Annotated in this window: 11 protein-coding genes and 5 pseudogenes; 1 reads left to right on the top strand and 15 read right to left on the bottom strand. The window is 47.7% G+C overall.

What is annotated here, in order from left to right:
* Positions 1-106: 106 nt before the first annotated feature.
* The 3 genes and pseudogenes from JCM17471_RS02180 to JCM17471_RS02165 all read right to left on the bottom strand — a co-directional run bounded on the left by JCM17471_RS02180 (position 107) and on the right by JCM17471_RS02165 (position 2,332).
* Positions 107-304, bottom strand: a complete 198-nt coding sequence (locus JCM17471_RS02180) for a hypothetical protein (protein WP_054776636.1) — start codon at positions 302-304, stop codon at positions 107-109.
* 143 nt (positions 305-447) lie between these two features.
* A pseudogene (locus JCM17471_RS02175) lies at positions 448-1,220 on the bottom strand (AAA family ATPase).
* Positions 1,220-2,332, bottom strand: a pseudogene (locus JCM17471_RS02165) (exonuclease SbcCD subunit D). Before JCM17471_RS02165 ends, JCM17471_RS02175 begins: the two co-directional pseudogenes overlap by 1 nt.
* A 448-nt stretch (positions 2,333-2,780) precedes the next feature.
* On the opposite strand from JCM17471_RS02165, the gene JCM17471_RS02160 reads away from it, so the two are divergent.
* Positions 2,781-3,281, top strand: coding sequence for an HAD-IA family hydrolase (locus JCM17471_RS02160; RefSeq protein WP_225354093.1), 501 nt, complete (start codon positions 2,781-2,783; stop codon positions 3,279-3,281).
* A gap of 327 nt (positions 3,282-3,608) precedes the next feature.
* On the opposite strand, the gene JCM17471_RS02155 is transcribed toward JCM17471_RS02160, so the two are convergent.
* From JCM17471_RS02155 to JCM17471_RS15775, 12 genes and pseudogenes are all read right to left on the bottom strand, one after another.
* Entirely contained in the window at positions 3,609-4,466 is an 858-nt protein-coding gene (locus tag JCM17471_RS02155) for a DMT family transporter (protein WP_054776633.1), read from the bottom strand.
* 275 nt (positions 4,467-4,741) lie between these two features.
* Entirely contained in the window at positions 4,742-5,635 is an 894-nt protein-coding gene (locus tag JCM17471_RS02150) for a DUF805 domain-containing protein (protein WP_054776632.1), read from the bottom strand.
* Positions 5,636-5,653: 18 nt separating this feature from the next.
* A complete protein-coding gene (locus JCM17471_RS02145) occupies positions 5,654-6,031 on the bottom strand; it encodes a DUF805 domain-containing protein (RefSeq protein ID WP_054776631.1) in 378 nt (125 codons plus the stop codon).
* Complete coding sequence (locus JCM17471_RS14860) at positions 6,012-6,449, bottom strand: DUF805 domain-containing protein (protein WP_225354097.1); 438 nt, start codon at positions 6,447-6,449, stop codon at positions 6,012-6,014. The genes JCM17471_RS02145 and JCM17471_RS14860 overlap by 20 nt, the downstream gene beginning before the upstream one ends.
* A complete protein-coding gene (locus JCM17471_RS13840) occupies positions 6,418-6,594 on the bottom strand; it encodes a DUF805 domain-containing protein (RefSeq protein WP_156321557.1) in 177 nt (58 codons plus the stop codon). The genes JCM17471_RS14860 and JCM17471_RS13840 overlap by 32 nt, the downstream gene beginning before the upstream one ends.
* A 137-nt stretch (positions 6,595-6,731) precedes the next feature.
* A complete protein-coding gene (locus tag JCM17471_RS02135; RefSeq protein WP_054776629.1) occupies positions 6,732-7,094 on the bottom strand; it encodes a DUF805 domain-containing protein in 363 nt (120 codons plus the stop codon).
* A gap of 280 nt (positions 7,095-7,374) precedes the next feature.
* A pseudogene (locus JCM17471_RS02130) lies at positions 7,375-8,997 on the bottom strand (ABC-F family ATP-binding cassette domain-containing protein).
* 308 nt (positions 8,998-9,305) lie between these two features.
* Positions 9,306-10,189, bottom strand: a pseudogene (locus JCM17471_RS02125) (metal ABC transporter solute-binding protein).
* A gap of 292 nt (positions 10,190-10,481) precedes the next feature.
* Entirely contained in the window at positions 10,482-10,874 is a 393-nt protein-coding gene (locus JCM17471_RS02120; RefSeq protein WP_225354082.1) for a PTS sugar transporter subunit IIA, read from the bottom strand.
* Between the two features lie 12 nt (positions 10,875-10,886).
* Complete coding sequence (locus JCM17471_RS02115; RefSeq protein WP_054776628.1) at positions 10,887-11,753, bottom strand: MurR/RpiR family transcriptional regulator; 867 nt, start codon at positions 11,751-11,753, stop codon at positions 10,887-10,889.
* A gap of 28 nt (positions 11,754-11,781) precedes the next feature.
* Positions 11,782-12,680 (bottom strand): annotated as a pseudogene (gene murQ / locus JCM17471_RS02110) (N-acetylmuramic acid 6-phosphate etherase).
* On the bottom strand, positions 12,673-13,362 hold the full coding sequence (locus JCM17471_RS15775; RefSeq protein WP_263849381.1) for a MupG family TIM beta-alpha barrel fold protein: 690 nt from the start codon (positions 13,360-13,362) through the stop codon (positions 12,673-12,675). The pseudogene murQ and the gene JCM17471_RS15775 overlap by 8 nt, the downstream one beginning before the upstream one ends.
* Positions 13,363-13,383: the final 21 nt, after the last annotated feature.

The following is a 13,383-nucleotide window of genomic DNA, read 5'->3' as shown; positions in this document are numbered from 1 at the left end:
TGTGTTGCCTGCTGTTGCAGTGTTGTTCGATGTTGGGTTAATTCGGCGACATGCGCCGTTTCCGTTTGCACCGCCTGATAGGCCTGTTGCGTCTGCTGTAACTGTGTCAGTCGGGTTTCTTGTGCCTGGCGCGCGTCGCTTGATCAGCCAATTGTTGTTGCGTCGCTTGCAACTCAGCTTGCCGTTTCTGTGCTTGTTCATATGTGGCTTGTGTTTGCGCGATTGCTTGCGTGAGACTAGTTTGTTCTTGTTGTGCTTGTTGCCGCTGTTCATACTGACCGCGATGCCGTTCCACCGCCAGCAATTGATCGACACGTGCCTGTTGGGCTTGAATCGTCTCAGCCTGTGCATCGAGTTCGGCTAATTGGTGCTTGGCCTGATCACGCTCAACAAACGCGGCTTGTAACTGCTGACCATCTTGCAGCGCATGCTGGGCATTTTTGAGAGTCAGCGCTTGGCCGTCGCAGTGGCGGTTAATGTGGTCACTGTTTGCTGCTGTTGTTCAAGCTCATCCGTCATCAAAGGTGCGACATCAGCCAGAGGCACGGTTTGATCAGGCGCTTCAGCCCAATTGAACTGATCGCGCAAGAGCTCGGCCCGCGTCAATTGCTTGGCCGAAGCAGCCTGTTGATTCTTCGCCTGCTGCTTCAGTGCTTGGGTCCACTGGTCATAGATGCCGGTCCCGAAGAGGTCACGCAACAATTTTTCTTTATCATTACTGTTGGCATCTAAGAACTTGCGAAAATCACCCTGTGGCAACAAGACAATTTGCCGAAACTGGGTATCATCGAGTGGCAAAATATCGCTGATTTCTTTGGCCACTGTGTTAGCTTTGGTAAATGCATCGATTTCTTGACCATCGCGCATCACACTGAGTTCAACCTTTGCGGGCCGCTTGGTGAGCCCATCCCCACGCTTTTTGGCGACCCACTGCTCAGGCTGCCGCGTCAATTGATAAGTCAGTTCCTGATGGTCGAACATCAGGGTTACCGCCGTATGGTCAGAGGCTGTCGCAAACTTGGAGCGCATCTCGCTCCCATCACGTTCTTCACCGGCCGTTTTGCCATACAGCGCATAGACCAGCGCATCAAAATTGTGGTTTTCCCACTCCCGGTTTGGCCACTGATCAAGAAAACCGGTGCTTCACTGAACTCAGTGAAATCAATGGTCGTATCGCGGTAGGGGCCAAAATATTGTAAGTGTAGCTTCGTAAATCGCATCAGTCTGCCTCCTTGGCCGCACGCAGCGCTCGTTCTGCCCATTTCTGTTGTTGGGCGGATAGCGGTTGATCCATCTGTTCTTCAAAGAGTTCAGCCAGTAATGTCATCGGTGCCAGATGTCGTTTGGTGACGGTCAACTGACTGGCAATGGCGACCTGTTGTTTGCGCCCTAAGCCGATAATGCGTGGATACACCTCGCGTAATTTTTGCATCACATTCGGAATCACCTGCACATCGGTCAAGGTCACCGCCAGATAATCATCAGTGTTCATTGTCTGGCGGTAGTCCGAGGAGAGCAAGGTTTCAAAGCTCGCCGTTACCGTTTTGACATCGTGTTCCGGTACCACCGGGATGAATTCACGTGTCATCGTCTCGGTATCCACGATGTAGACACCCTTGTCCTGATTGGCCTCACTGACGCTGTACTTGAGCAGCGATCCCGCATACTGAATGCGGTCCATATTGAGGGCGTGCCGATTGTGCAGATGCCCCAGCGCGACATAATCAAACGGTGCCAGATCATCAACAGCCACTGAATCCAGGCCACCAACATTCACCAGCGTTTCGGAATCCGAGTGGCTGCTCCCCGCCGCAAAAAGTGTGCGACGAGGACATGCCGCTTATCGGGTTCAAACTGCGCCACCATTTCCGCCACCACGCGGGGCATGGCGCCATTGATATTGGTCAGCTATCATCATCAAAATATTGGCGTGCCGCGAATGGTTCAAAATAAGGCAGCAGGAAAATTGCGTGTCATCAATCGTGACACTCGTGAACGCTTCGGATAATTGCGTATTCAGATAGAGTTGGGTGGCTTGATACCACTCGCGACCGGTTGCCAAACGGACGGCGCTATCGTGATTTCCAGAAATCGCTAGGACGGGTAATGCCAAATCGCGATTCAGTTCAACCAGCATCTCATTGACGGTGGTCACAGCCGCCTCGCTGGGCAGCGCGCGGTCGTATAGATCACCGGCCACCACAATGGCATCGACGGCTTGGTCGCGGGCAATCTGCTTGACTTGTTCAAAAACGGCCCGTTGATCTTCAATCAGATCAAAGCCCGCCAGTTTCTTACCGATATGCCAATCGGCGGTATGAAGGAATCGCATATTATCACCTTTCTTGTTTGAGAGCCTTTAGAGCGTGACAAAAGGCGGGTAGAACATGAGGATTAGCAATATCTTGGCCAGAATCCGGGTTGTGGATTCGGCAAAGATGAGCTAACCGGAGTGTTTTGCCTTTTGGAGCGCGTTTAGAGCGTGACAATCCCCCGGGTAGCAATCGAGCACTAACGGAACTAGCGGTAAATTGCGGGTTATGCAATTGCCGCTAGTTTTTGTTAGGCGGAGATTGTTGGGGATTGGAACGCGTTTATGTTGAGCCACCGCCTTCGTTTCGCTATGCTATAATTGAAAGTGGTTACATAATGAGGAGGAATTCAATCGTGAATACATTTATTTTTGATATCGATGGGACACTCATCGACTCGGTCGGTATGTACATTTCCGGCCTACAAAAACATTACGCCGTTATGGCAAAGAATACACCCGTGAGGAGCTGGCTTTTACTAACGGTATCCCTGCTACTGAAAGTTTACCGCAACTGGGCTTCACAGACGAAGAGATTCCAGAAATTTTCGACCAATGGGCCAAAGATTCAGCAACATTCGCCGATACCGTGGATTATTTCCCGGGTGTGATTGAAATCCTCGAAAAGTTACACGGTCGCGCCAAATTAGGCATCGTGACCTCAAAAGATCAGGGCCAATTCGCCGAAGACGATGCCCGATTTAATTTTTCACAGTACGTTGATACTATTGTCGTCGCTGGTGATGCCAAACGCAACAAGCCATTTAGCGACCCGATTGAATTGGCGATGGAACGGCTCGACGCCGATCGCGGCAGTACTGTGTTCGTTGGCGATACACCGGCGGATTCACAGGCTTCCAAAGCAGCCGATGTGCCTTTTGCACTCGCCACTTGGACCAATCCGGTAAGCCCTGAACTCGAACCAGTGGCTTACGCCCTCAAAACACCGGAAGATCTACTGACACTATAATTTAGGAAGAAAGAGGCAGTGACAATCCCGCTGGGTGTCACTGCCTCTTTCAATTTCCAACTTATAATGAATAATCGCGTTCCAAAAGGTTGAGAATTCCGGTTAACAAAGAAGTGTGCGAACTCGTGCTTAGCAACTGAGCACCAGCATAGGTTCGTTTAATTGGCGATTCGCGCCAATAACGAACCAAGCTGGGCGCAAGTTGTTGCGAGTTCAAACACGTTAATGGATTGATTCAAATCCTAAGTTAGGGATTTATCACCAATCCCTTTTAATCCTCATTCTCAAAGCACCTTTGTCACAGCTCGCCTCTTTATATGTACAGATTTATTTCAGTTGATGCATTTCGTCCACATCCTGCGCAACCTTGAGTCGACTGCGCTGGAGCACATAGATGGCAACTAACACCGTAATCACACCGATGACTTCAACGACAGTCACCTTTGAGTGGAAAACAATGATGCTGAGCACGAAGGTCACCACGGGTTGTAAGGCATCGAGAATGCTGACAACAGATTCGGGCGCATAGGTCAGACTGATGAGCAGCAGGCTAAACGCACCCACTGTGCCGACGAGAATCACGGTACCCAGCCCAATCCACAGTTGTGGCGTCAGCGGAGGGTGGTTGATCCATACTGGCCGCCAGATATTGAACCCAATCGAAGCAATGAATGTCCCCCAGCCCAGCACAACAAATGGTGGGTACTTAGCAACTAACGGCTTGGGAATCGTCACATACATCGCAGCCGTCACCCCGGAAAGAATCCCCCAGATGATGGCACTCACAGGCACCGCCAAACTCGAGAGGTTCCCCCGCGTAATCGCGAGCACCACCCCGATTAACGCCAGCGCAAATGCGATGAGGTCGCCACGCACCGGTCGTTCGTGATGCGCAATTGTGGCCCACAGCACGATGAACAATGGCGAGAGGTACTGCAAGATGGTTGCTGAAGAGGCATTGCCCTGTTCAATACTGATGTAAAAAGTATAGAGGTTAGCCGCCAATCCAAAAGCAGCGTAGGCAACCAAGCGCAACAGATCTTTGGGATGTTTGAAGATTTCAAAAGTCTGCCCGCGATACATGATCAGACTGACCACTAGCAAGATAACGCCAGCCCCCAACGTCCGCGCGCCGATAAACCACGGTGCCGGAATGGCCTGATTTTGTGACACATACTGCAACATCGTTCCCGAAATACCCCATAAGGTTGAGGCAAGACAGGCAAAAAGATACCCTTACCCAGTGACTTGGTGACTGGTTGTTGATTATCCATGTGGTTCTCCTTTGATTAAACAACGAATTTAATTTCTAATTTTTCAGTGTAGCAAGCTTTGATGAAAATTGGCCTAAAAACAGATTAATTGCGTGCAGCCAAAATTAATCGAAATCTGCGACAAAATCTAATTTAAGCCAACAGAAAAGGCGACTCGGTTCGATTACCGAATCGCCTTTTCACGTATTATGATGCTGATATTTGCTTTGATGGCAGAAGTGCGATGACCACGTCCGCGAGCCACAGCCCAGTCAGAACGATACCGGCCAGAATTTGAATGGTAGTATTGTTCGTTGAGGTGATGGGACCGGCAATAACGGCCAATCCGCGCGTGAAAATCAGCCACCACGGATTCACACCGGCATCACGATACCGCCGTGCCGCTAAACTGATGCTCGGAATAATGATGGCAACATTCGCCAGGATAACCAACAAGATTCCCAAAATAACAACGGGAAATATTGGATTCAAGACAGAATCACCGAAAGTAAAGCTGGTTACGATGAACACACCTATTGTAATTGTCAGCACTTCAAGAATGACCTGCCACATCACCATCCACCAATAAGCAGAACGACCACTACGACCACTGAACTGCGCGTATTGTTGGAAAAACAGCCGCAGAGCAGCAAATGGTCCCACCTTGCCTGATGAATCCGATGTGATTCGGACGCGGTCAAAGCTCGGCAAGATTGTGAGCACAAACTCTACCAGTGCCAGTAAGAACATAATGACTGTTACCCAAGCGTGCTGAACAAGAGCGAGGGTATTAAATGCCGGCACCAGGCCGCCTACTGCAATCAGTCCGTGAATCACATACCCATAAATAACGGGAATCCCCGCATCGCGATACCGGCGAATTGTCAGACTAAACGTTGGAATTAAGACCAGTAGTCCGATGATAATATTGGCAATGCGACCAACTTCAAGACTGGCGAAGCTCGCCACCACCCCGCCAATAATACCCAGTGCGATGCCGATGAAGAGCACCGCCCACCAATAGGCCGCTCGAGTGCTGCGACCAGCAAAATCAAATGCTCGAGTGAAATATTGTTTAACCGCTGTGCCAAAGTGCATCATCGTCAATCCCTCCTCCCGCTATGCCGCCGCAACACTGTGCTGTTGATGGCTTGGCCACAGCACAATAATCAAATCGATTAAGAACAACGCCACCACAATGCCGGCACTGATATAAACACCCATTTGGGTTGTTGTCGTGCTCATCGTCACAACAAAAATCAGCATGCCACCGCGAGTCGCAAGGAGCCACCAAGGACTGACGCCGGCATCACGGTAACGCCGTGCGGCCAGGCTGAGTGATGGAATCAACATGGCTAAGTTGATTACCCACAGCAACATGCCCGTGAAGAGAAGGCCCATCAGGACACCGGTGCCCGCTGGATCATTGCGCAACAACACGCTGACAGTTCCAAACGACAACCCATACAAGCCGAGCTCAATAACCACTTGCCACATTACCATCCACCAATATGCGGAGCGACTGCTGCGGCCCTTGAACTGCACATATTGTTTCCAGAAAAGCTTGAACGCGTGTCCAGGACCCACAGCACCCGTGTCGGCCGCGACTTTTTTCTGCATCGTAACTTGGCCGCAACACAATCACAAATTCAATCAGGCTCAGAATCATCGCGATGAAACTCAACGCGAAATAACTTCGCATCATCTCAAACGGCAGGGCGTCAAATGCTAACGAGGCAACCAATGAGCCACCGTGAATCACATAGGCATAGATTGCTCGCAACCCCGCATCACGATAACGTCGAACCGCTAAACTGAACGACGGAATCAGAAAAATTAATCCGGGAATCAAACTGACAATGCGAATCTGATTGTATCGGGCACTATCCAAACCACCAGCCTGTTGAAAAGCCAACCCAGAACGTCAGCGGTATGATGATAATGCCGATGGTCAACGCGACCCACCAATACGCGGCGCGGCTACTGCGCCCCTTGAAGTCAAACGCCCGCGTCACATATTCTTTAATTGCACTTCCCCAACTCATACGTTTATTTTTCATTTTAGTTTCCCCCTAGGTCGCCACGCTGTTCCCATAACCAGCACGGCTATTTTTGATTCGTTATGATTGGTCTACTTGGGCACTTGGCCGCAAGACAATGATAAATTCAATAATTGCTAAAACAGCTACAATCCAATTCAAAAAACGAAACGATGAAACATTGATGCGGACATGACATTAGTTGTTAGCGAAATCACCACCTGACCTCCGTGAATAACATACGCATAGCCAGGACGCATGCCAACATCACGATAACGGCGAACTGTCAAACTAAATGTCGGCACCAACACTATGAGACTAATGAAAAATCTAACCATTTCTAACCAACCATTCCAAGAATAATTAAATACATCGGTTAGAATTATGATGGGACTAACAACAATGGCGAATGTAAATAGTGCCCACCAATACGCGGCGCGGCTACTTCGCCCCTTGAAGTCAAACGCCCGCGTCACATATTCCTTAATTGCACTTCCCCAACTCATACGTTTATTTTTCATTTTAGTTTCCCCCTAAATGCTGTTTGAAAATAATCAGTCATGCTGTTCCCATAGCCAGCATGACACTCTGTTAGCTGCAGCGGCTGATTACCCGATGCGGACACGGATTTTTCCCGAATCTCGTTGCTCATAATATACGCGCAGTTTCTATAATAAGCGAGTATAAATGCTTATTTTTTATAATTGGTCTACCCAATATTGATGAATTGCTATCTCACAATAAAAAGAGGTTGCAGCGCTTGCCGCAACCTCTTAGTTGTCATCGGTCGAAGATACTGGCCTACTTATAAATTTCGGTTTGTTGTTGCTTGACCACATCATGAGCCATGAATTCATCATAAGTGGTGTCCGCACGGTCAATGACGCCGTTGTGGCCCACTTCCACGATGTGATTGGCAATCGTCTGAATGAACTCGTGGTCATGACTGGTGAAGACAAGTGAACCCTTGAAGTCGATCAACGCATCATTCAATGCTGTGATACTTTCCAGATCCAAGTGATTAGTTGGATCGTCCAGTAAGAGCACGTTGGCCTTACTCAACATCAGCTTGGAGAGGTAACTCCGCACCTTTTCGCCCCCGGAGAGCACGTCAACGTTCTTCAAGACTTCATCGCCTGAGAACAACATCCGCCCTAAGAACCCGCGCAGGAATGTGTTGTCACTCTCTTCCTTGCTGGCAAATTGACGCAACCAATCCAAATACTGATTTGGTCTTCACTAAAAGCTGGGCCCAAATCTTTTGGCATGTAGGCCTGACTGGTCGTCACACCCCATGTGATTTCGCCCGTGTCGGGTTCGAGATCCCCCGCGAGCAATTGCATCAATACTGTTGATGTCACATCATCGCGGCTGATGATGGCCGTCTTATCGCCGGGACGCAGCGTGAAGCTTACGTTGCTCAACACTTGGCGACCATCAATGGTCTTAGATACATTATCCACCCGCAACAAGTCGTTCCCGATTTCGCGTTCAGGTTCAAACTTGATGAATGGATACTTGCGGCTACTTGGTTTGATGTCATCCAAGGTGATTTTTCGAGTTGCTTCTTCCGTGATGTCGCTTGCTTAGACTTAGAAGCATTCGCAGAGAAACGTGCCACGAATTCTTGCAGCTGTTTGATCTGTTCTTCCTTCTTCGCATTGGCATTAGAGCGCAATTCTTGAGCCAATTGGCTGGATTGCAACCAGAGTCGTAGTTCCCGACAAAGAGTTCAATCTTACCGAAATCGACGTCACACATCATGGTACATACTGTGTTCAAGAAGTGCCGGTCATGGCTGACAACCAAAACGGTGTTCTCGTAGTCGGCCAACCAGTTTTCTAACCAACTGATGGCTTGTGGGTCGAGCCCGTTAGTTGGTTCGTCCAGTAACAAGACATCGGGCTTACCGAATAAGGCTTGGGCCAACAAGACCTTCACCTTTTCTGATTCCGGCAAATCGGCCATCAATTGTTGGTGAACAGATTCGGGAATGTCCAAGGATTGCAGTAATTGTGCTGCGTCACTTTCAGCGTTCCAGCCGTCCATTTCAGCGAACTCACCTTCGAGTTCAGCGGCCTTGATTCCGTCTTCTTCAGAGAAATCGGCTTTGGCGTAGAGCGCATCTTTTTCACTCATCACTTCATATAAACGCGTCCAACCCTGTAAAACAGTGTTCATGACGGTTTGATCGTCAAAGGCGAAGTGATCCTGCTTGAGGCTGCTCATCCGTTCGTTTGGTGATAAGGTCACCGTCCCCCGTTGTGGGTGTGATTTGGCCTTCCAAAATCCGCAAAATGTGGATTTACCAGCACCATTTGCGCCGATAATCCCATAACAGTTGCCGGGTGTGAATTTGAGATTGACGTCTTCATAAAGTTTGCGATCGTCAAAGGTCATTGAAACATTATTTACAGTTAACAAAGCTGTCCTCCTGATTTTAATTAATCGTATGCCTTATGGTATCAAAGATTCACACCAGTCACAATCGACTGTGGGCCAAAAGATAGGGAAACCTTAATCTCACTCACCACATGTTCATAAAAAAGCTGTGACTTCACCCTTGCGGATTGTCACAGCTTCTTCTTAGATTCCAAATCAATAACTTAATCGCGCTCCAAAAGGCTGAGAATTCCGGTTAACTTGGATTGTTTCAAATCCTAAGTGCGGGATTTATCACCAATCCCTGTTAATCCTCATTCTCATAGCGCCTTTTGTCACAGCTTCTCTCGTTATTTCTTTTCGTTATCTTGAATCTTTTCCAGTGCCTGGTACTGCGACATCATCCATGACAGGTATGTCTTGTCCTTTGGTAATGTTTCCGTCACCTTGAGGCAGGCACACCGGCCTTCTTGGCCTCTGCCGTCAATTGATCGACGATTTTGCTGTCGGCTTGTGTGTTCTGAACGAAGAATGCAATTTTCTTATCGCGAATGTCCTTCTTCATGGCTTCAATATCAGCTGGGCTCGGATCGGTGCCATCTTCCGTTGCCTTGGAGAAGTGTTCGTTGTTGACCTTGTAGCCCAGACTATCCAGCGCATAATCAAAAACAGGTTCTGACACATCCACTAACGATTGCTTGCGTTCTGCTTTGAGCTTCGCCACCAAGTCTGTCATTGGCGTCAAGGTCGCAATATACTTCTTGGCGTTGGCATCAAAAGCTTTGGCGTTTGCCTTGTCAATTTTGCCAAATTCTTTGGCTAATTGCGTGGCTAATTGCTTCATCGTTGTTGGTTGATACCAGAGGTGCTCGTTGTCGCCCTCTTTTTTATGTAGCACGTCTTCACCAACACGGATATAAGTCGCACCATTACTGTTGGCCTTCACCAACTTATCCATCCAGCCATCGTAACCAATCCCGTTAGCTAACACGACATTGGCCTTAGCGACGTCCTTACCGACCGCTGTAGTTGGTTCATAATCGTGTGGGTCAACTTCTGGTCGATTGATAATGGATGTCACTTTGCCGTGATCACCCAGTACCGCTTTTGCGACTTCACCATAGAAGTCCACACTCGCGACGACTGTAATCCCGTCTTTCTTCACTTCACTTGCGGGCTTGGCCTGCTGGCACGCGCCCAAAAAGGTCACAAGAATCAATAATGCGGCCCCAATCCCCCAAAACGTTTGTGCATGTTGGTCATCCTTTCTATGTTCGGCCTCAAATCGTAACCGTTACGTTTAAGGATACCGTGAAATGACGAGAATGCAAGCAAAATAATAAATAACAGAACGTATTTAATTTATCGCCAATCTTCTCACAGCACTATCAAACAAGAAAAGCTGAGCCGTTTGCTATCGGCTCAGCTTTTCTTTAGTTAATTTGTTAGATGCGCAACAACATCATTCACCGCAACATGACCAGTTTGGTCCAAGGTGACATGCTGACCAGTATCTAGAGAATTTGTCACAACGATAATAATTGTCGTGTCTTTCCCTTTTCCTGAACTAGCTGACGATTCATCGTTGCCAGTTCCTGACCGGCAGTAATTTTATCTCCAGTTGAAACGTGGACCTTAAATGGTTCACCTTTTAATTCAACGGTATCAATTCCCATATGAACCAGAATATCTTCACCATCGTCGGTTCTGAGACCAATACCATGCAATGTGTCTGCAATCATTGTCACAGTGCCTGAGACAGGGCTATAAATTTTATCCTGCGCTGGCTTGATCCCAAAACCATCACCCATCGCTTTCTGTGAAAAGACGGGATCTGGAACAGCATCAATTGTAACTACCTCACCATCAGTTGGTGCAAGAAATGTCTTTGGTTGCCAATTCACCTTATGCTTCTTCAAAAATTAAACATCTTAATCCCTCCTATTGTGTGAGTGAAAGAGTTGATCGATTGTTTCAGACGAATCAGTCAATTTTTTCGCATTCACTTGGTAATCCTTCTGCAGGTAGTGATAATAAACCAAATCAACCACATACAACTGACTCACCAAGGAAGTCGTCGCAGCGGATCGGACCTGCAGGCGATTCTCACTACCATCTGAAATCAATACGACTTGAGCGTATTTTGCTAATGGGCTGCGAATATCTGTTGTTAACGCAATCACTGGAATCCCCTGCGAAACAGCTAATTCAGCTAGTTTGACAGTTTCAACCGTCCGACCAGAATGTGAGACTAAAAATAAAACTTGTTCACTATTTTTAATTAACAAATTAACCGCCATTTGATGGGTATCTGAGGTATTAATTACTACCTTGCCGACCCGTAGGAATTTCTGTGTAATATCCTGCGCTACTAAATCAGACGCGCCCAAGCCATAAACATGCAGAATTTGTGCATCCCTCAATAAACGCACAGCTGATGAAATCCGGTGTGTCGTTAATTGTTCATTCGTCGTCTCGATTGTGCGCTGAATCCTTAATGCCATTTTAGCTTTAATCACATTGAGGCTGTCTTTGGGTGAAACCTCGTCATATAAAGCTGCATTGCCATTACTTGCTCGCGCCAACTCAACCTTTAATGTCTTATAGCCGTCGAGGCCCAAATGCTTGGCAAAACGGACCACCGTCGCCTGGCTCACCCTACTTTGTTGAGCAAGTTCACTCACACTTAGCTGCGGTACTTGTTCCAAATGATCAAGCATAAACTGACCGAGTCGTTGCTCTGTCGTACTCATCTTTGGTAAATGCTCATGAATTGAAAGTAGGATTGTATTACTCATTAATCATCTCTCCTAGACGGTAAAATCATTACCTGTTCGTCGCTCGCCGGACAAAATCATCAGCGTCACTCAGCTGCTGCTGTGCTATTGCAACGCTATCATCATGATTCAATAGCATCACAATCGCTAACTTGACGGAACCATTTGTGGCTTCAAAAGCACGAGTTGCGGTCTCTCGATCCACTTCGGCAATTGTCATGATAATATTCTTAGCACGTTCAACCAATTTCTCATTCGTTGGTTTAACATCGACCATCAAGTTGCCATAGGTTTTACCAATACCGACCATCGAAGCCGTTGACAGCATATTCAGGACCATTTTTGTGCGGTACCCGCTTTAAGTCGTGTGGAACCAGATAACACTTCAGGCCCAGTAACAACATCGATGGCGATGTCGGCATGCTTGCCAATGACAGAATCAGCATTGCATGCCAGTGCGATTGTTGGTGTGCCTAATGTTCTAGCGTAATCCAAGCCACCAATCACATAAGGCGTTCTTCCACTTGCTGCGATACCAACCACAACGTCTTGTTGCGTCAAATGCCGCGCTGACAGATCAGTTTTAGCCAATTGTAAGTCGTCCTCAGCCCCTTCAACTGCCACAGTCATGGCAGAAGCACCGCCAGCAATCAGGCCTTGAACCGTTTCCGGGTCAGTCCCAAATGTCGGCACACATTCTGCAGCATCTAACACACCCAACCGACCGCTTGTCCCGGCACCAATATAAAATAATCGGCCATTTTCCTTTAACGCTTTGGTGATTACTTCAACACTTGCAGCAATTTGCGGTAACACTTTTTCAACCGCTTTGGCGACTCCTTGATCTTGTTGATTCATTACCGTGACCATCTGTAATGGCGTCATCAAGTCTAAGTCTGTTGTTTCAGGGTTTCTCGCCTCAGTTGCTAACTTTTTAATATCATCCATTGTAAGTCTCGCTTTCTACATTAACAATTTGAATGGCCTGATTGGCATCAATAAAATTCAACAAGTCCAGATCAGCAGGAACAATTTGTCCGATCACATTAACAGAAGGATCTGCGGGCAATGAACACTTAATCAGTTCTAATTCGCCTTCATATCTACCAGAACGATGGTTGTCTAATGTAATTGCGCCGTGATTGCGTGAAATTGTATTGATTGCTGCAATCTTGTTTTGAAGTAGCAAGCGCCCCTCCACAATACGGACAACATCACGCGCAACATCCGCGCGCTGGTGTAACACTCGATCAAAATAGTTTGGTGCTTGTGCTGACAACATCGCGTGAATTTCCAGAATATTTTGCTGCGTATAAGCTTCAATCTGAGCTAAAGTCGTTGCCTTAAGCTCAGGATCACCGATAAAGACGTGAGTGACTGCCAAACGTTTCATCTCAATCATCGCGGCTAACGGATGCATGTAACGTTGTTTTTCTAGTGTTGGCAAACCAGCAAATACAGGGCCGCGCCGTTCTCCATCACCAGGAACAAAAGCCATCACAGTGAAACCATTCGCCTGTAACCAGCGATTACGATTGGCAAACCATTCTTCGTCTAACCCTGTAAACTCTCGTGGATAATAGTTATGCCAGGCTTCGAGATGCGTAAAATCGGCTTGATTGGCCGTCAATACATCGATATCTGCAGACGT

Source organism: Lacticaseibacillus saniviri JCM 17471 = DSM 24301, assembly GCF_001311785.1.
GTDB lineage: Bacteria > Bacillota > Bacilli > Lactobacillales > Lactobacillaceae > Lacticaseibacillus > Lacticaseibacillus saniviri.
The sequence above is the reverse complement of the archived record's forward strand: the minus strand, read 5'-3'. Positions and strand labels throughout refer to the sequence as shown.

Bases quoted from the DNA above. Each gene is read 5' to 3' on its own strand.
- JCM17471_RS02155 (WP_054776633.1), bottom strand. From the start codon at position 4,466: ATGTTGCAGTATGTGTCACAAAATCAGGCCATTCCGGCACCGTGGTTT.
- JCM17471_RS02150 (WP_054776632.1), bottom strand. From the start codon at position 5,635: ATGATGCACTTTGGCACAGCGGTTAAACAATATTTCACTCGAGCATTT.
- JCM17471_RS02145 (WP_054776631.1), bottom strand. From the start codon at position 6,031: ATGTGGCAAGTGGTTATTGAGCTCGGCTTGTATGGGTTGTCGTTTGGA.
- JCM17471_RS13840 (WP_156321557.1), bottom strand. From the start codon at position 6,594: ATGAAAAATAAACGTATGAGTTGGGGAAGTGCAATTAAAGAATATGTG.
- JCM17471_RS02135 (WP_054776629.1), bottom strand. From the start codon at position 7,094: ATGAAAAATAAACGTATGAGTTGGGGAAGTGCAATTAAGGAATATGTG.
- JCM17471_RS02115 (WP_054776628.1), bottom strand. From the start codon at position 11,753: ATGAGTAATACAATCCTACTTTCAATTCATGAGCATTTACCAAAGATG.